Source organism: Galbibacter sp. (genome assembly GCF_035306585.1).
Classification (GTDB): domain Bacteria; phylum Bacteroidota; class Bacteroidia; order Flavobacteriales; family Flavobacteriaceae; genus Galbibacter.
The window spans coordinates 15,757-34,307 of sequence record NZ_DATGNU010000003.1 but is presented as its reverse complement, the minus strand read 5'-3'; the positions used below and the strand labels follow the sequence as shown (position 1 = coordinate 34,307).

Sequence of the window (18,551 nt, the reverse complement as noted above, 5' to 3'; positions counted from 1 at the left end):
ATCGCGGTTTCAACCGTAGGTGTGGAAGAAATTCAAACCAAAGCAGTGGGGAATGTTGAATTTCCAGAGATTTTGAAAAACACTCCTTCAGTATATGTTTCAAACCAAGCTGGAGGTTTTGGAGATTCTCAAATGTTTGTTAGAGGATTTGATCAAACTAACACCGCATTCTTACTGAACGGTCAGCCAATTAATGGTATGGAAGATGGTAATATGTATTGGTCTAACTGGTCTGGGATGTCTGATATCGCACAAGGCATTCAGATTCAAAGAGGACTTGGATCTTCTAAACTTGCTATCTCTTCAGTGGGAGGTACTGTGAACATCGTTACCAAAACCACTGAAATGAAAAAAGGTGGATTTGCAAGATTTATGGTAGGTAATGGAAGTTACTTCAAGACAACAGCTGCCTACAACACTGGAATCAGTGATAAAGGATGGGGCTTTTCTTTTCTAGTAGACCATTGGCAAGCACATAGTAAATATGCTTATGGTACTAAAGGACAAGGTCAGAACTATTTCTTTTCTGTTGGGAAGCAAGCCGGTGACCATAACTTCAACTTTTTATTGACAGGTGCGCCTCAGTGGCACGATCAAAACTTCTCTAAAGGACAAGATTTATACGATCGGTACGGGATCAAATACAATAATAACTATGGATTCTATAGAGATAATTCTGGTGACTATAATTACCTCTCATTAAGAAGAAACTACTACCATAAGCCTGTATTAAATCTTAACTGGGACTGGACAATTTCGCAAAAATCTAACCTATCGGCTGTAGTTTATGCTTCTTTCGGACGTGGAGGTGGAACTGGAGATTATGGAAATGGCGTTTCTTATGTTGATAATGGTGATTCTAGAACTGACGGAGCTTATTTGTATAATAATGGTCAAATTGACTGGGATTATATAAGACAATACAATTCAAGGATGCCTGAGGGACTTAGTGAAGGACGTAATGGAACTATGTTGAGAAGTTCTGTAAATAATCATGCATGGTACGGAACTGTAGCGAACTATGAGTACGATACACAAAATAATTTAAAATTTAATGTTGGTGCGGATGTTCGCTTTTATAAGGGAGATCACTTTCGACAAATCAGTGACTTACTCGGACTACAAGGAAGAATAGAGCCTATTGGTGGCCGTCCAGATAATTATATTGTAACGCAAACCTATGATGCTAATCCTTGGGCCGCTCTTTTCGATTATGCTGACAAAGATCAGAGAATAGACTATGATTACTCTGAGAACATCAATTATCAAGGTGTTTTTGGTCAAGCAGAATATGCAAAAGACGATTTTAGTGCTTTCATTCAGGGAGCAATTTCTAACCAATCGTACCAACGGGAAGATAGAGGGAATTTTGATTTTGACAATCCTAAAAAATCAGAAAAGATCCATAGAACTGGTTATAATTTAAAAGGAGGTGCTTCTTGGACCTTTACCGAAGGACATACTATCTATGCCAATGCTGGAAATTATTCAAGACAACCTTTCCTAGACAATATTTTTCCATCATATGATGATAATACACAATTGGCAGATCCAAAAGTAGACAATGAGGAAATTATTGGACTTGAAGCTGGATATCGCTTACAACTAGGAAATTTTGTGGGTAGCTTTAATGCATACTACACCAGCTGGGATAACAGATTTCAATCCTTTAATGGAGAATACGAGACTGTTGCAGACGCTTTAATTAGATTTACCAATATTGGTCAATTACACAAAGGTATTGAGATCGACGGAAAATGGAGACCTGTAAATACGTTTATGTTAAGAGGGTATTTCACCTTGGGAGACTGGAAGTATGAGGGATCATCTCCTGTATTTATCATTGATGAAATTGACAATAGCCTTGTTGATACCTTTGAAGTTGATTTAACTGGTACCAAGGTTGGTCAAGCTCCTCAAACTACATTTGGTTTAGGAACTTCGATTGACATCGTCCCAGATAGATTTACGGTGGATGCAGACTGGAATCACTATGCAAATCTATATGGTTTTGTTGACGCAGAGGATGTAGCTAGCTTCTCCTTGGAAGGCCAAACGTATCAACCAGAAAAATTGGATGCATACTCCCTAGTTGATCTTGGAGCTACTTATAAATTCCAATTTGGTGGAGATGATATCAGCATAAGAGGTAACGTGTACAACTTATTTGATACGGAGTACATCAACCAAAAAGACAGTTACGGGTATTTCTATGGAAATGGCTTGACTTGGAACTTAGCTGTTCGTTACAACTTCTGAAAAAACACCTAAAAATATACTTAAAACCCTGGGCTTTAAAGTCCGGGGTTTTTTGTATCTTTTCAGTGAATAAGTCTGCACTTAATTGCGTACTTTTGATAACTAAAATAAAATATACTCATGTACTCTACACTTAATTTATTACACTCTTATTGGGCATATTTAACCCTGTTTATACTGCTGGTAGCGGTTTTAAATGCTTTAAATGGATATTTTAATAATAAGGAGTTCAGTTTGACCAAGGACTTTAGAATAAGTCTTTTTGCGTTGATCTTTACCCACATTCAAATAGTTTTAGGACTACTCCTTTATTTTACCAGTCCTTATTTTGCTTCTTGGAAGGCAGGAGGAGTGATGGGGGATAGTTTTTTACGTTTGGTACTTGTAGAACATCCTTTTATCAACCTGATTGCGGTAGCATTAATAACCATTGGCTGGAGTAAACATAAAAAAGTGTTGGAGGCCAAACCTAAATTTAAACGAATAGCTATTGGCTATGGTATAGGGTTGGTTCTTATTCTTCTAAGAATCCCTTACATGATCTGGTTTGATTAAATGAACTGAGTGAGTTAATATAATACAACAATAGGCATGGTGTAATTTAAAAGCATCATGCTTATTTTTTTTAATTTATGCGATTTTATCTTGCACCTTTGTTTGCTAGATTTCTTACCAAATCCAGTGAAGTAATTTTAACCATTACAACTTCTATTGTACTCTTTGGGGGCAATATAATGCTATTTGGACAAAACCATGGTGATACACTATCGGAGGTTGTTTTAGAATCCAGGCGTAATAAACGCCTTACCCCAGCTGTGTTATATTCGAATCTGGATACAGTACGTATTGCTCAATATTCTCCTACTGGGCTAACACAGGTGCTTAATGAAATCCCGGGTGTACATGTGTTTTCTGGTGGAATGGGAACCAATAGGCTCACCGTTCGAGGTGTTGGAGCTCGGACACCTTATGGTACCTCCAAGATCCAAGCCTATTATAACGGTATTCCGATCACCAGTGGGATAGGGGAAACAACCTTCAATATCTATGATCCTGAAACGATTCAAAATATAGATCTGATCAGTGGGCCAAAGGCAAGCCTGTACGGCGCGAATTTAGGGGGCGCAATGTTATTGTATACTAAACGGGCTGCGCCTCATACTACCGTTCTAAAAGAAAGTTTTAATGTTGGATCGTTTGGTCTTTTGAAAAACAGTTTGAGTTTTAATCACCAAGGCGAGGACTTTAACGTTAATTTATTTCATGATCATTTAGAAACCGATGGTTTTAGAGAGAACAGTGCCTATGACAGAGGCATGATTATGTTGGATGCAGGTCTGGCCCTGAATTCCAAAAATGAATTACAACTACTGTTTCAACAATTAAATTACACTGCTCATATTGCAAGTTCAATTAGTAAGTCAGATTTGGAAAACGATCCAAGTGTCGCCGCTTCTAATTGGGGAGATGCTAGGGGATATGAGGATAATAAGATAACCACTGTTGGGCTAAGTTATATTCATAGCATCTCAAATGAACTAAAGAATAAGACAGCAATGTTTTATACCTATTTGGATCACTATGAGCCTAGACCATTTAATATTTTAGATGAGTTCTCCAATAGCTATGGGTTTCGTACTTCTTTTCTGGGCTCCTTGGAGTTGTTGCCGATTAAAAACACTTTCGAGGTTGGCATGGAGTGGTACCATGACACCTACCATTGGTTGACGTTAGAGAATTTATATGAGCAAAATAACGGAGCTGGATCTTTGGCTGGAGAATTACTGAGTGATAATAAAGAGTACCGAAACCGCTGGAATGCCTTCATGAGTTGGGATATTTTTGTGGATCAGTGGACCTTTACGGCGGGCTTGCATTTAAATAGCAGCTCTTATAGCTTTAGAGATTACTTTAATTCTGGCCAAGCCAACAAAAATGCCAAAAGAGACTTTGATGCAGTTTGGGCACCAAGTTTAAGTGTAGGTTATAAGGTAAGTTCCAACTGGAAGCTCAACGGTAACTTAAGTTATGGGTATAACATTCCGAATTTGGAAGAAACCTTGACTCCAGATGGTGTAATTAATCCACAGATTGGACCAGAGACAGGTTGGAATTATGAAATTGCAACTTTTCACAGTCTTTTAAATCATAAGTTGGATTTGTCCCTTGTTCTTTATTATATGGATGTGGAGAATCTTCTTGTTTCGGATCGTGTTGGTGAAGATCAATATATTGGTAGAAATGCTGGGAAAGTCTCTCATAAGGGGATAGAATTTCAAGCCAATTACAATGGGAAAATATTTAAACGGCTGCTTTTTAAGCCTTATCTTAATCTCACGATCAACCATCATGAATTTGAGGAATTTATAAGCGAGGATATTGACTATTCTGGAAACAAATTAACGGGAGTCCCAGAAAACATCTTGGCAGCAGGTTTACTTATAAATGACCCTATAGGATTGTTCTTCTCAACGGCCCTAAAGCATGTGGGACAAACACCGTTAAATGATGCCAATACGCTCTATAATAAATCCTACACTGTTATCAATCTAAAGGCAGGTTACCAAAGGGTGTTGGTAGAGGGTTTACAAATGAAAGTAACTTTTGGCGTGGATAACCTTCTTGATGAAAAATATGCTTCTTCTATTCTTGTGAATGCTGTTGGATTTGGCAATGCGCAGCCACGTTATTATTACCCTGGATTACCCGTTAATTATTACGGAGGTCTAGCTTTAACCTATCAGTTTAAGTAGGATGAATGTTCAAATAAATAGAAAAGAAAACCCTAAAAGTTTTAAAGCTCTTAGGGTTTTCTTTTGCTAATATTTTTTGGATATAGAAATCCTTGAGATTACTGTATCTTTTTTAACCAGTTACTCATAGAAACTTCTTGACCAATGATTTGGTTTAGTTCTGGGATAGGAACACGTTTTTGATCCATAGTATCCCGATGTCGAATAGTGACTGTTTGATCTTCTAATGTTTGGTGATCTACAGTGATACAAAATGGTGTTCCAGCAGCGTCTTGTCGACGGTAACGTCTTCCCACAGCATCTTTTTCATCATAGGTAACATGGAAGTCCCATTTCAAAGCCTCGAAGATTTCTTTTGCAGCCTCTGGCAGTCCGTCCTTTTTAACCAACGGAAGAATAGCCGCTTTGGTAGGGGCTAAAACTGCTGGTATTTTCAAGACTGTCCTTGTGGTTCCATTTTCTAGTTCTTCTTCCTGTAGTGCATTGGAAAATACGGCTAAGAACATACGGTCGATACCAATGGATGTCTCAAGGACATATGGCACATAACTCTTGTTCTCTTCAGGATCGAAGTATTGCAATTTTTTGTGGCTAAATTTCTCGTGATTTGCTAAGTCGAAATCTGTTCTTGAATGGATCCCTTCCAATTCTTTAAATCCAAAAGGAAATCTAAACTCAATATCGGTAGCAGCATCTGCGTAATGCGCTAATTTCTCATGATCATGAAAACGGTAATTATCCTCCCCAAGCCCAAGAGATAAATGCCACTTTAAACGTGCTTCTTTCCAATGCTCATACCAATGCATTTGAGTGCCTGGTTTGATGAAGAATTGCATTTCCATTTGTTCAAATTCTCGCATACGGAAAATAAACTGACGCGCTACAATTTCATTTCTGAAAGCTTTACCCGTTTGTGCAATTCCGAAAGGAATTTTCATTCTTCCCGTCTTTTGAACATTTAGGAAGTTTACAAAAATTCCTTGAGCGGTCTCCGGACGAAGGTATAAATCCATTGCATGATCTGCAGAGGCTCCTAGTTTGGTTCCGAACATTAGGTTAAACTGTTTGACCTCTGTCCAGTTTTTACTTCCCGTTTCAGGGTCCGCGATTTCGAGTTCCTCAATAAGAGCTTTAACATCGGCCAAGTCATCATTTTCTAATGATTGCCCTAAGCGTTTTGAAATGGTTTTGGCTTGCTCTGCATAGTTTAAAACCCTAGGATTTGTCGCTAAAAATTGTTCTTTGTCAAAACGATCTCCAAAGCGCTTCGCTGCCTTGGTAACTTCTTTCTCAATTTTAGCTTCAATTTTGGCGATGTAATCTTCAACTAACACATCAGCCCTATATCTTTTTTTAGTGTCTTTATTATCGATAAGAGGATCGTTAAATGCATCCACGTGTCCTGAAGCTTTCCAAGTGGTGGGGTGCATTAAAATGGAGGCGTCAATCCCGACAATGTTGTCGTTCATTTGTACCATGGCCTTCCACCAATATTCCCTAATATTTTTTTTAAGCTCAACGCCATTTTGTGCGTAATCATATACAGCACTTAAACCGTCGTAAATTTCACTAGAAGGAAAAATATACCCATACTCCTTGGCATGGGCAATTACTTTTTTAAATTGATCATCTTGATTTGCCATGGGGCAAAAATATGCCTTTTTTCAGGAATAAGAAATTCTATTTCAGCTTAAAAGTAGAAGAGGCTAACAAATTTTCGTTATAAAATATATTGATCCTGTAATCTCCAGAAGTTTCTAAGTCTTTTACGATAATGTAGTCGCAGATACCCAAAGGTTTATTATTGTAATCGATCACAATCTTTTTGCTAAAGGTGAGTGTTTTCTCCCCGAATTTCAAGTTTTGTACCTGGCCTAGAATTCTATTGTTAGGATCGATAAACTGAATGTAAAATTCACGTTCTCCAGGTTTAATAAGGGTTCCTGGTGCGATGTTAAAACAAACTCTCAGACGTTCAGCGCGATTCACACGATCGGTTTCAATGACCTTTCCATTAGAACGTACTTTGTAAGCCATACCAGACAGGGTGGAAACTAAAAGGGATTGCTCCTTGTCAATTTTCTTGGCCAAGGCAATGTTTTCATGGATTAAGGAATCATTGAATTGAGTTAGATTCTCATTAGCACTTTTTAAGGCATTCGAATAACGCTCGAGTTCAATATAGCGTAATTTGGTACTATCTACCTCTTTGGTCAACAGAATATTTTGTTGTTGTACCGAGTCAGAAAGTTTGTGTAAATATTTATTTTCTTTTCGAATTTCAGCCAATTCTCTACGGTAGCGCCCGAGAATTTGATAATCCACCTCAAGCATTGAAATGGAATCAATTAACAAAGCAATGCGTTTGCGGCTGTGTTCGATTTCTTGTATATGAGCTTCATTCTCTTGAGCGAGTTTATTGAGATCCGTTTGGATATGTTGTAGATCCTCGACAATCATTCCCTTAGCGTTTTCCAGAAACGATACTTTTTCTTCACTTTCAACAAAGTTGAAATATGAAAATAGGGTTAGTGCTCCAATACACAACAGAAGAATTCCTAAGATTATTTTTTGTCCTAATTGCTTTTTAGTAGCACTCATTACACGCTATGGATTTTTTCAGAATAATATGATTAAAGTTTTGTTTAGGGTTGCAAAGATAGTAATTGTTCCTTTACCTGATTTAGAATATCTAAGCAGAAGGTTACCTCTTTAAATCCATACGCTGCTCAATCATAGTAGCCTCCCAAAAAAAGGGTATTTGGTTTTTAATCTTTTGTTATAACGCAATTTATAGTCTGAAATTATGCGAAAAAATGGTTATGCCTACAATTTTAAGTCTAATTATTTTTTTCAATATGGAAAATCTTTAAAATAGCACCACTGAATAATGCTATTTTTGTGATCAGAAAACACGAATACTTCCTACCATTTACTGACTTGAAAAATTTATCGTTAATTTGCAGCTTTAATTGGGTTTTATGAGAATTAAAAATCTTATTGTACTATCAATAGCGGTCGTAGTGTCTTTTTGTCTGTATAGTTGTGCGCGACGGGGTACCCCTGAAGGAGGGCCTAAAGATGTGACTCCACCATCGATCACTTCGGCTACTCCGAAGAACCACAGTACCAATTTTGATGCTGAAAAAATTAGAATTTATTTTGATGAGTACATTAAGTTAAAGGATCTACAAAAGCAGTTAATTGTATCCCCTCCGCTAGAGTATCAACCGTATATTTATCCCCAATCAGGAGCAAGTAAATATCTGGAAATTGAAATATTAGACACCCTGCAGGAAAATGCAACCTATGTGTTTAACTTTGGACAAAGTGTGGTGGACAATCATGAAGAGAATCCCTATTCTTTTTTTACCTATGTTTTCTCCACAGGAGACTATATCGATTCTCTTGAGGTGGAAGGCTTTGTAATTGATGCGCTTGAGAAAAAACCAGATCCTTTTATATCCGTAATGTTATACAAGGTGGATACCGCCTATACTGACTCTATTATCTTTCAAAAACCACCGACTTATTTAACCAATACCCTAGATAGTTCAACGAACTTTCGTTTGACCAATTTAAAGGAAGGAACCTATAAATTGGTGGCCATGAAAGATGAAGCTGGTAATTATAAATTTGATCCTAAAACGGATAAAATTGGATTTATCGATCACTTTATCGAAATTCCAACAGACTCTATTTATGGTTTAAATTTATTTAAAGAAATCCCAGAATACAAAGCAGTACGTCCTTCCCTTATTGCCAAGAATAAAATATTCTTTGGGTATGAAGGTGAACATGAGGGAATGCAGATCAGTTTAATATCAGAGAAGCCTGAAGAGTATGATTATAGAGTGTTTCCAGATACAAAAACGGATACCTTAAATTACTTCTTTACACCTTTTGAAGCAGATTCTTTGATATTTGAGGTTCGAAAAGAAGTGCGACAAAAACAGGTGGTGGATACCTTTACGGTTCGTATAAAAGAACTCTATGCGGATACCCTTATTGTAGCACAATTAAACAAATCATTTGCCCTGAACGACTCACTTAGACTCCACGCAACTACGCCGATGGAGGTTGTTGATACCACGCGAATTAGTGTGATGAATAAGGATTCCGTATTTTTAGATTATACCGCGAATTTAGATACTAAAACCAATATTCTCAATCTAAAGTGGGCTACAGAACCTGAGCAGAAATATCAAATTAAATTGCTACCAGGTGCTATTGTTGATTTTTATGGTGATGTTAATGATACCCTCACCTATGGATTGGCTACTAAAAGCATTGCTGACTTAGGAAGCTTTAGAGTGAACCTTAGAAATGTACAACAGTATCCTGTGATTCTTCAGCTCACTGATCAGAAGGGGGTTGTTCAATATGAAAAATTCATCACGGAGCAAAAGAGCACCTATGAGTTTTTAAATATCAATCCTGCAACCTACTTGATACGTGTTATTCACGATGCCAATGGAAATGGCAAATGGGATACTGGAAACTATTTACAAAAAATACAACCAGAGCGTATTAGTTATTTCCCCGATGCGGTCGAGCTACGTGCGAATTGGGAAATCGAACAAACCTTTACGTTACAGTAAATTGGTCTCTATCGTGTAAGAATCTTAATTTATTTCTGTGTTCTAATAAGGTAGATTTGGCCAGGGTAGTGATAAGGGTCTCTTTTTTTTCACTATAGCTCAAGGTGTTTCCTAAAGGGTCATATACTGCAGAATGCCCCGAGTAGTCTATTTGTTCGCCATCGAGACCCAAACGATTTACTCCAATGCTATAGGCAAGGTTTTCGATGGCCCTAGCGCGGAGCAACGTGTCCCAAGCTAGGATTCTCTTATCAGGCCAATTAGCCACATAAATCAACAGGTCATAATCTTCCGTATTACGAGACCATACTGGAAAACGTAAATCGTAACAAATGAGCGGACAGATTTTCCAGCCTTTGTATGTTATAATTTTTTTTTTGTTTCCTGCGCAATAGGCCTTATCCTCTCCACTCAAAGTAAAGGTGTGACGTTTGTCGTAATGCGTCACTGTTCCATCGGGCTGAACAAAGACCAATCTATTGTAAAACCGTTCTGACTCCTTTATAACTAAGCTACCCGATATAGCCGAATTTAACTGGGCTGCCAATTGTTTTAACCACTTTAAAGATTTCCCATCCATGGTCTCCGCACAAGATGTGGGATTCATGGTAAAACCAGTGGTAAACATCTCTGGAAGGATGATTAGATCTACCTTACCGTTCAAAGGTTTCATGTGCTCCTCGAACATGTTTCTGTTAGACTGGGCGTCCTCCCATACTAAATCGGTTTGAATAAGCGCCGTGCGAAGTTCGTTTTCCATAGATTAAAGTTATGCAATTAATTCAAAAGGAAAAAGAGGGTGTTAATGCAAGTTGGTTTTTGCCAAACTATCCTTATTTTAGCAGGAAGACTAAAAAAACAAAAACGGAGTGAAAATTATATCTTATAACGTAAATGGAATACGTGCTGCAGTTAATAAAGGATTTTTAGATTGGTTAAAAACCGCCCAACCTGATGTGATCTGTCTTCAGGAAATTAAGGCTATGAAGCAGCAACTGGATCTGAGTATTTTTGAAGAAGCAGGATATCCATATCATTATTGGTATAGCGCAGAGAAAAAGGGGTATAGCGGTGTGGCTATCCTTTCAAAAGTAACCCCAAAGAAAGTGGTCTATGGTACAGGAATTGACTATATGGACAAGGAGGGTCGAAACCTACGGGTGGATTTTGATAATTTCTCAGTGATGAGCTTGTATTTACCCTCTGGGACCAATATTGCTAGGCTCGATCACAAACTCACTTATATGGCGGATTTTCAGACCTATATAAATGTTTTGAAAAAAGAAATACCAAATCTTATTATTTGTGGGGATTACAATATATGTCACAAAGCTATTGATATTCATGATCCTATACGAAATGCAAAGGTATCTGGGTTTTTACCCGTAGAGCGTGAGTGGATTGGAAACTTTATAGATAGTGGGTTTATTGATAGTTTTAGGCACTTTAACAAAGAGCCGCATCATTATAGTTGGTGGAGTTATCGCGCCAATGCTAGAGCAAATAATAAAGGATGGAGAATCGATTATAATATGGTCGCTGAACCTTTAAAAGAAAAATTAAAAAGAGCCGTTATATTACCAGAGGCAAAACATAGTGATCATTGCCCCATTTTGGTAGAAATAGAAGATTAATTTAGATTGATTATGGTGAAAAGAATTTTTGTTAGCGTACTGCTTTTGGGGGCGATGAGTTCATGTGTGTCCTCCAAAGTTTATAATGATTTACAGAGCCGTTATGATGCCCTAAAGACAGAGAAGGAAACCTTGCTTGATGAGAATCAAACTTTAGACTCCGCTAATAATAGTCTGGAGAATGAATTAGGATCCCTTCAGGATTCATATGACGCCTTGTTGGCAGAACGAAATCAGTTGCGTCAGGATTATGATGCTACTAAAAACAATCTTGAGAATTTAAAGGCATCTTATGAAGCTCTGGAAAAAAACAGCAGTGCATCCATTCGTGCTAATATGGAAAAAAATAAACAATTACTAGAGCAATTAGAATCCAAAGAACGTGCTCTGGCAGAGGAAAGGAGTCGTTTAGATGCCTTAAAGAAACAGCTTGACAGTCGTTCACAGCGGGTGGATGAGTTAGAGACGCTTATCGCTTCGAAAGACCGGGCGATGCGTAGATTAAAAGAGGCTATCTCTAGCGCCTTGTTGGATTTTGAAGGAAAAGGATTGACAGTTGAACAGCGAGATGGAAAAGTGTATGTTTCTATGGAGAATAAATTGTTATTCCAAAGCGGAAGTTGGGCTGTGAATGATAATGGACGTAGAGCAGTAGAACAACTTGGTACAGTGTTGGCCAAAAACCCAGATATCAACGTGCTTATTGAAGGCCACACGGATAATGTCCCTTACAGAGGAAACGGACCTTTACAAGACAACTGGGATCTTTCCACTAAAAGAGCCACGAGTATTGTACGTATTTTACTAAGCAATACACAGATTGACCCTGCTAGTCTTACTGCAGCAGGGAAAGGGCAATTTTCCCCAGTTGCACCGAACTCCACTACGGAAGGGAAGGCTAAAAACCGTAGAATTGAAGTGGTCTTAACCCCGAAATTAGATGAGATTACAAAATTGTTGAATGAAGATTAAAAAGAAACTTGTAAATAAATCAGAACCTCAGTTCTGCTTGGGACAAAAAATTGCAAATGAAATATACCACACTATCCAACACACAAATTAAAGTCAGTAAGGTCTGTTTGGGTACCATGACCTGGGGGGAACAAAACTCCGAATCGGAAGGATTCGAGCAGATGAATTATGCCTTAGATGCAGGGGTTAACTTTTTTGATACTGCCGAGCTATATCCTATCCCGAAGAACCCCAGAACCCAAGGTGCAACTGAAACCTATATAGGCAACTGGTTTAAGAAAACCGGGAATAGGGATAAGGTAGTATTAGCTTCAAAAGTAGCAGGGCCGCCTGAGTATAATCCTCACAAAATTAGAACGGGAGGCTTTAGTAAGTCCGCTATAGAGGATGCCCTGCATACAAGCTTAAAGCGGTTGCAAACCGACTATATTGATCTCTACCAATTGCATTGGCCTGATCGGCCATCTAATTATTTTGGTAAACGAGGGTATCGAACAAGTCCAGATAACCAGTGGAAGGACACCATTAGAGAAACCTTAGAGCATCTAAAAGATTTTGTAGATCAAGGTAAAATACGATACATCGGACTTTCCAATGATGTCCCATGGAGTGTGATGCGCTTTTTAGAAGAAAGTAAGTATCACGGACTCCCGCGTATTTCCACTATTCAAAATCCCTACAACCTACTTAACAGAACCTATGAAGTGGGTCTAGCAGAAATCTCATTGCGGGAAAATGTTGGATTACTTCCGTATTCTCCACTAGCTTTTGGCAGATTGACTGATAAGTTTCTTAATGGTCAGGATACCAGTGGATCCCGGATTGATTTGTATCCAGAGATGAGGCGTTACAATAAGGACAATGCATTAAAGGCTACAGCGCAATATTACGCTTTGGCCAAAGAAAATAATATGTCACTTGCGACCATGTCTCTTGCCTTTTTGCACCAGCAAGACTTTGTATGTAGTACTATTATTGGTGCCACACAGCTAGAGCAACTAAAGGAAAATATTGCCAGTATTGATACGCAACTCGATAAGGAAGTGATCGATCAAATTAATAAAATTCACGAATCCATTCCCAATCCCGCACCTTAAAAAGGTTGTTAATCATTCTGCTATATAAGCTGATAACATGAGTGTAGTTTCATATTACAATCATTTCGAGTATATTTGTTATAGATTAATATGGTAATATGAAATTAAGTCAAGATATAGTAGTTATTGATGGGATTGATAAGGAAATCCTAAGAGATCTGATGCAGGATGCTAGAAAACCCATATTGGAGATTGCACGGAAAATTGGGATATCAGGAGCCGCTATTCACCAGCGTTTACGTAAACTTGAAAGTTCAGGTCTTATCGCAGGATCAAAGTTTGTGATTAACCCAAAGAAGCTTGGTTATGCCACTATGGCTTTTATCGGTATCTATTTGGATAAGGCCATGAGGAATCCCGAGGCCGTTAAACAGTTAAGAGAAATACCCGAGGTGTTGGAATGTCATTATACCACGGGAAATTGGTCCATACTGATTAAAATATTGTGTAAAGATAACGAGCACTTGATGAATGTTTTAAATCATAAAGTACAATCTATTGAAGGGGTCTCTAGAACAGAAACCTTCATATCGCTCAACCAACAAATCGACCGTCAAATCACCCTGTGATTTCAAGGTTGAAAACAGTTTTAAACCAGTGCATCTTTAAATGATAACAAGGGTAGAATTTCAGGGACAAAACTACAAAGTAGACCTCTCAAAGCCTATCGATATCTCGATACCGCTTCGGGGGAGTTCTCAAAACCCTGGTGCATGGTATTTACCGCCTCCTGAAATATCTCCAGTTGTAATGGACAACTTTATAGGGAGTGTCAAAGAAGGTGCCTCTACTAATTTCAATACGATTGTATTTAACCCCCATGCCCATGGAACCCATACCGAATGCATAGGGCATATCACCAAAGATTTCCACTCCATAGGCGATACCTTGAAGCAGTTCCACTTTATTAGCGATTTAATCACCATAGAGCCTATTAGCTATCAAGATGATCTAGTGATCACAAGAGATCAACTATCGAAGTCCTTATCTGGAAAAAGACCAGTGGCTGTGATTCTTCGGACATTTCCTAATGATAAGGGTAAATTAAACCGGCAATATTCGCATACCAATCCTGCGTATTTATTGGAAGAAGCCGCTTTGTTTCTACGTCAAATAGGTGTCAAACACCTACTGATTGATCTCCCGTCGGTTGATAAAGAAAAAGATGATGGAGCCTTGTTGGCTCATAAAGCGTTTTGGGATCTTCAAGGAGCGCAACGTTTGGATGCTACGATAACTGAATTTATATTTGTTCCTAATCATATACCCGATAATACCTATTTATTAAACCTACAAATCGCATCTTTTGTAAATGATGCCAGCCCGAGTAAACCAGTGCTTTATAAACTTTTATAAACACCTATGATCCTGGTAAAGGCGATATTAAAGTGATGCGTCAAGGTAAAACTGAAAAATAATGAGCGATATTGTACAGATCCTATTAGGGTTATTATTAGGAATTTTTGGTTCCTATTGGTTGTTTACAGTTTTAAGAAAAAGGAAATCTTCTGAAAGCACAGAAAAACAATCAGTGATTTTATTAGAGAAGATTCGTAATGTCTATAAACTCATCACCGTTGAGGGAGAGTTTGCAGAGATTTACCAATACGAAAATGTCAGGGAACACTTTTTAAAACTCATCAGTAGTAAAAAGAAAGCCTTATTGGTTATTAATGCCAAGGTAAATGTTGGTTTTGACCTTAAGAAAATTCAGATGAAGGCAGATCCCAATGCCAAAAAGATTATACTGACCACCTTTCCCATGCCTGAGGTGTTGAGCATTGAACCCGATGTTAAGTATTACGACATAAAAGAAGGCCTGTTCAATCGCTTTAAGACCACAGATCTTTCTACTTTGAACCAAGAGGCGAAAGCGCATATTTTAGCTAAAATACCCGAGAGTGGGTTGTTCGATACCGCAAGAAGGGAAGCCTTGGATGCGGTACATATGATAGAGAGTATGGTGCAGGCCATTGGCTGGAAGCTCGATTATACAGCATTAGAAATTCAGCATAAAGACTTACTAGATAAGAAATAGCGAACTTGTATATTAAGAATTAACCACTATGAATATCGAAGAAATCTACCAATATTGCATGGTTAAACCTGGAGTAACAGAGGATTTTCCCTTTGATAAAAACACCCTTGTTTTTAAAGTATGTGGTAAGATGTTTGCCCTATGTTCCCTTCAGCAATGGGAAAGTGGGGAGAAGCGTATTAACCTTAAATGTGATCCACAATGGGCCATTGAACTGCGAGCCACCTATCCTGAGATTCAGCCTGGATATCATATGAGTAAAAAACACTGGAATACTGTGCTGCTTAACAATCAAGGGATTACTCCCGAATTTTTGAAAGAATTAATTGATCATTCCTATGATAGGGTCGTAAAAGGACTCTCCAAAAAAATTCAACAAGAGCTTTTACGCGACTTTTAATTACTTATTCACTCATCTTCTCCTAATAAACCTGTAAACAGGTTAATATTTGCATAGTTTTGGGTAAAATCTTGGAATCCACCTCCAATATGTTGGCCTAATTTTGTTTTTACATTACAGCGCTAATTAAATAATCGATTGATCCAAATAATGTTTTAAGAAATTTAAAAATTAGAAATATGCAAGTAAAATGGGAAGGCATCATGCCTGCAGTGACAACAAAATTTAAGGAGGATGATTCTTTAGATTTGGAAATGTTTGAGGTCAATATTAAAGCCCAACAAGAAGCAGGAGTATCTGCTATTATTTTAGGAGGTACCTTAGGGGAGGCCAGTACGCTGACCGATGATGAAAAAGTAACTTTAATTCAAGAGACTGTTCGTATTGTAAAAGGACAAATTCCAGTGATTATAAATGTGGCCGAACAAACCACTAAAGCCGCCGTTAACGCCGTAGCCGTTGCTGAGCAAAATGGGGCAAGTGGAATCATGCTATTACCACCGATGCGTTATAGAGCAAATGACCGTGAAACCGTTACCTTCTTTAAAATTGTTGCAAAGAGTACCACACTTCCGATTATGATATATAACAACCCTGTTGATTATAATATTGAAGTAACGCCAGCGATGTTTGAGGAGTTATTAGAATGTGATAATATCCAGGCTGTAAAGGAATCAACTAGAAATATTTCCAATGTCAGCAAATTAAAGAACAAGTTCGGTGATCGCTTAAAAGTACTTACTGGAGTGGATACGCTAGGACTCGAAAGTATATTGATGGGCGCAGATGGATGGGTTGCTGGATTGGTATGTGCTTTTCCAAGAGAAACCGTCGCTATATACGAATTAGCAAAAGCGGGCCGTCATAAAGAAGCCTTGGCTATATATCGTTGGTTTTTACCGCTTTTAGAGTTGGATATTACTCCACAATTGGTACAAAACATTAAATTAGCTGAGGTTGCAACAGGAATTGGAACTGAAATGGTTCGTGCACCTAGGTTAGCGCTTATCGGAGAAGAGCGTAAACGTGTTTTAGGGGTTATTGAAGAAGGACTGAAAAATCGCCCTGAACTGCCGGATTATAAAGCATTGCGCAGCACTACCATTGCATAGCGAACCAAAAATTCAGGAAGCATTTCCGGGGTCATTACTTTTGAATCTCTAAACTAAGGTTCAAGAGTAATGCCTTTGGCATTTATCTATAAATCAACACAACATGATCACAGGAAAAAATATAATAGGGAATCTTAACTCCGCAAAAGGAACAGCTACTTTTAAAACATTTAATCCCGTTGAGAATCGGGAAAACCCATGGGTTTTTCATCAAGCTACAAATGACGAAATTAATCACGCGGTTCAGCTAGCCACTGAGGCATTTCAACAATACAAGAATTTTTCAGGAAAAAGAAAAGCAGAATTTTTAAGAGCCATAGCCGATGAAATTGAAGCTATTGGTGAAGATTTAATGAATACTTATATAGCCGAATCAGGTTTACCGCAGGGAAGAGCGCAGGGGGAACGCGGTAGAACCATGGTTCAGCTCAGAGCCTTTGCAGATCTTTTAGAGGAGGGCTCATGGGTTGAGGCCACAATCGATGTGGGGCAACCCGATAAAAAACCTATGGCCAAACCAGATATACGTAAAATGCTTTTCCCAATTGGACCAGTTGCGGTATTTGGTGCGAGTAATTTCCCATTAGCCTTTTCCACAGCTGGAGGCGATACAGCAAGTGCACTAGCTGCTGGTTGTCCAGTGATCGTTAAGGGACATCCATTACATGCCGCAACAGGTGAATTAGTGGCTTCGGCAATTTTAAAAGCTGCGCAGAAAACCAATATGCCAAATGGGGTGTTTTCTAACCTAAATAGTAGCGGTATAGCTGTTGGCCAAGAACTGGTTCAACACCCTGGTATTAAAGCTGTCGGTTTTACAGGAAGTATCGCTGGAGGAACGGCTATATACAAGCTTGCAAGTTCGCGAGAAGTGCCAATACCAGTTTTTGCAGAAATGGGGAGTGTAAACCCTGTAGTTGTATTGCCTTCCGCTCTAAAAGAGTCAGCACATTGGGCGAAACAATACGCCTTGTCAATCACCAATGGGACGGGTCAGTTTTGTACCAATCCTGGACTTATATTAGGAGTTAAAGGTGAGGCTTTTACCAAGTTCATAACCGCACTCGGGGAAGAAATTGCGCAAATCTCACCTACTTCAATGTTACATCCAACTATTTTCAAGGCTTATGAGAAAGGTGTAGAACAAGTGACATCAAGTGCAGAGACTACCCTAGTGGGAGCCTATAATGGTAAGGCTGCACCGAACTTTGGGGCGGCCAAAGTCCTAACGGTAGATGCGGAAGTATTTTTAGCAAATCCTGTATTACACCATGAGGTTTTCGGCCCTTACTCTCTGGTGGTACAATGTGATAATGATCAACAATTACAAGTGGTTATTAACGCTTTGCAGGGACAGTTAACAGGTACTCTTTTAGGTAATGCAAAAGAATTATTTGAGAAGGCAGGGATCGTGGATGCCTTAAAGGAAAAGGTAGGAAGACTCATACTCAATGGAGTGCCCACTGGAGTTGAGGTATGTGCCGCCATGCATCATGGAGGGCCTTTCCCATCGACTACCAATGCGAAATATACCTCTGTTGGAGTATCAGCTATTACCCGCTGGACACGTCCTGTGGCTTACCAGAATTGGCCACTAGAACTATTACCAGAGGCTTTACAAAATGATAATCCATTGAAAATTCATAGAATTGTAGATGGCCTTCACACTTCTAATACCATCTAAT

16 protein-coding genes are annotated in these 18,551 nt (G+C 38.5%); 13 read left to right on the top strand and 3 right to left on the bottom strand.

The features are described 5' to 3' along the window. The 3 genes from VKY50_RS00445 to VKY50_RS00435 form a co-directional block, all read left to right on the top strand. On the top strand, window positions 1-2,259 hold a 2,259-nt coding region (locus VKY50_RS00445), incomplete at its 5' end, for a TonB-dependent receptor (RefSeq protein WP_324297718.1). A 120-nt stretch (window positions 2,260-2,379) separates the two neighbouring features. Further along, the gene (locus tag VKY50_RS00440) at window positions 2,380-2,814 is read left to right on the top strand and encodes a hypothetical protein (RefSeq protein ID WP_324297716.1); all 435 of its coding nucleotides are present in this window, start codon (window positions 2,380-2,382) and stop codon (window positions 2,812-2,814) included. Window positions 2,815-2,891: 77 nt separating this feature from the next. Next, the gene (locus tag VKY50_RS00435; RefSeq protein WP_324297713.1) at window positions 2,892-5,012 is read left to right on the top strand and encodes a TonB-dependent receptor family protein; all 2,121 of its coding nucleotides are present in this window, start codon (window positions 2,892-2,894) and stop codon (window positions 5,010-5,012) included. Between the two features lie 98 nt (window positions 5,013-5,110). On the opposite strand, the gene VKY50_RS00430 is transcribed toward VKY50_RS00435, so the two are convergent. Continuing rightward, window positions 5,111-6,655 (bottom strand): glycine--tRNA ligase, encoded by a 1,545-nt coding sequence (locus VKY50_RS00430; RefSeq protein ID WP_324297711.1) that lies wholly within the window; start codon window positions 6,653-6,655, stop codon window positions 5,111-5,113. A 37-nt stretch (window positions 6,656-6,692) separates the two neighbouring features. Continuing rightward, complete coding sequence (locus VKY50_RS00425; protein ID WP_324297709.1) at window positions 6,693-7,613, bottom strand: hypothetical protein; 921 nt, start codon at window positions 7,611-7,613, stop codon at window positions 6,693-6,695. Window positions 7,614-7,993: 380 nt separating this feature from the next. Here VKY50_RS00425 and VKY50_RS00420 point away from each other — a divergent pair, with 380 nt between their 5' ends. Further along, complete coding sequence (locus tag VKY50_RS00420) at window positions 7,994-9,613, top strand: Ig-like domain-containing protein (protein ID WP_324297706.1); 1,620 nt, start codon at window positions 7,994-7,996, stop codon at window positions 9,611-9,613. Here VKY50_RS00420 and VKY50_RS00415 read toward each other — a convergent pair. Further along, a complete protein-coding gene (locus tag VKY50_RS00415) occupies window positions 9,600-10,373 on the bottom strand; it encodes an amidohydrolase (RefSeq protein WP_324297704.1) in 774 nt (257 codons plus the stop codon). The two genes, VKY50_RS00420 and VKY50_RS00415, sit on opposite strands and share 14 nt — an antisense overlap. 109 nt (window positions 10,374-10,482) lie before the next feature. Between VKY50_RS00415 and VKY50_RS00410 the strand changes: the two genes are divergently transcribed. From VKY50_RS00410 to VKY50_RS00370, 9 genes are all read left to right on the top strand, one after another. Beyond that, a complete protein-coding gene (locus tag VKY50_RS00410) occupies window positions 10,483-11,247 on the top strand; it encodes an exodeoxyribonuclease III (protein WP_324297702.1) in 765 nt (254 codons plus the stop codon). A 12-nt stretch (window positions 11,248-11,259) separates the two neighbouring features. Then, entirely contained in the window at window positions 11,260-12,219 is a 960-nt protein-coding gene (locus tag VKY50_RS00405; RefSeq protein WP_324297700.1) for an OmpA family protein, read from the top strand. A 56-nt stretch (window positions 12,220-12,275) separates the two neighbouring features. Continuing rightward, window positions 12,276-13,316: an NADP(H)-dependent aldo-keto reductase gene (locus VKY50_RS00400; RefSeq protein ID WP_324297698.1), complete on the top strand. Its 1,041-nt coding sequence runs from the start codon at window positions 12,276-12,278 to the stop codon at window positions 13,314-13,316. A 98-nt stretch (window positions 13,317-13,414) separates the two neighbouring features. After that, a complete protein-coding gene (locus VKY50_RS00395) occupies window positions 13,415-13,885 on the top strand; it encodes an Lrp/AsnC ligand binding domain-containing protein (protein WP_324297696.1) in 471 nt (156 codons plus the stop codon). Between the two features lie 40 nt (window positions 13,886-13,925). Further along, window positions 13,926-14,672: a cyclase family protein gene (locus tag VKY50_RS00390; RefSeq protein ID WP_324297694.1), complete on the top strand. Its 747-nt coding sequence runs from the start codon at window positions 13,926-13,928 to the stop codon at window positions 14,670-14,672. A gap of 61 nt (window positions 14,673-14,733) precedes the next feature. Beyond that, window positions 14,734-15,354 (top strand): DUF4230 domain-containing protein, encoded by a 621-nt coding sequence (locus tag VKY50_RS00385; RefSeq protein ID WP_324297692.1) that lies wholly within the window; start codon window positions 14,734-14,736, stop codon window positions 15,352-15,354. 28 nt (window positions 15,355-15,382) lie between these two features. Further along, entirely contained in the window at window positions 15,383-15,754 is a 372-nt protein-coding gene (locus VKY50_RS00380) for an MmcQ/YjbR family DNA-binding protein (protein WP_324297690.1), read from the top strand. A gap of 179 nt (window positions 15,755-15,933) precedes the next feature. Continuing rightward, window positions 15,934-16,866: a dihydrodipicolinate synthase family protein gene (locus tag VKY50_RS00375; protein WP_324297688.1), complete on the top strand. Its 933-nt coding sequence runs from the start codon at window positions 15,934-15,936 to the stop codon at window positions 16,864-16,866. A 103-nt stretch (window positions 16,867-16,969) separates the two neighbouring features. Further along, window positions 16,970-18,550: an aldehyde dehydrogenase (NADP(+)) gene (locus VKY50_RS00370; RefSeq protein WP_324297687.1), complete on the top strand. Its 1,581-nt coding sequence runs from the start codon at window positions 16,970-16,972 to the stop codon at window positions 18,548-18,550. The last annotated feature ends 1 nt before the right edge of the window (window position 18,551 follow it).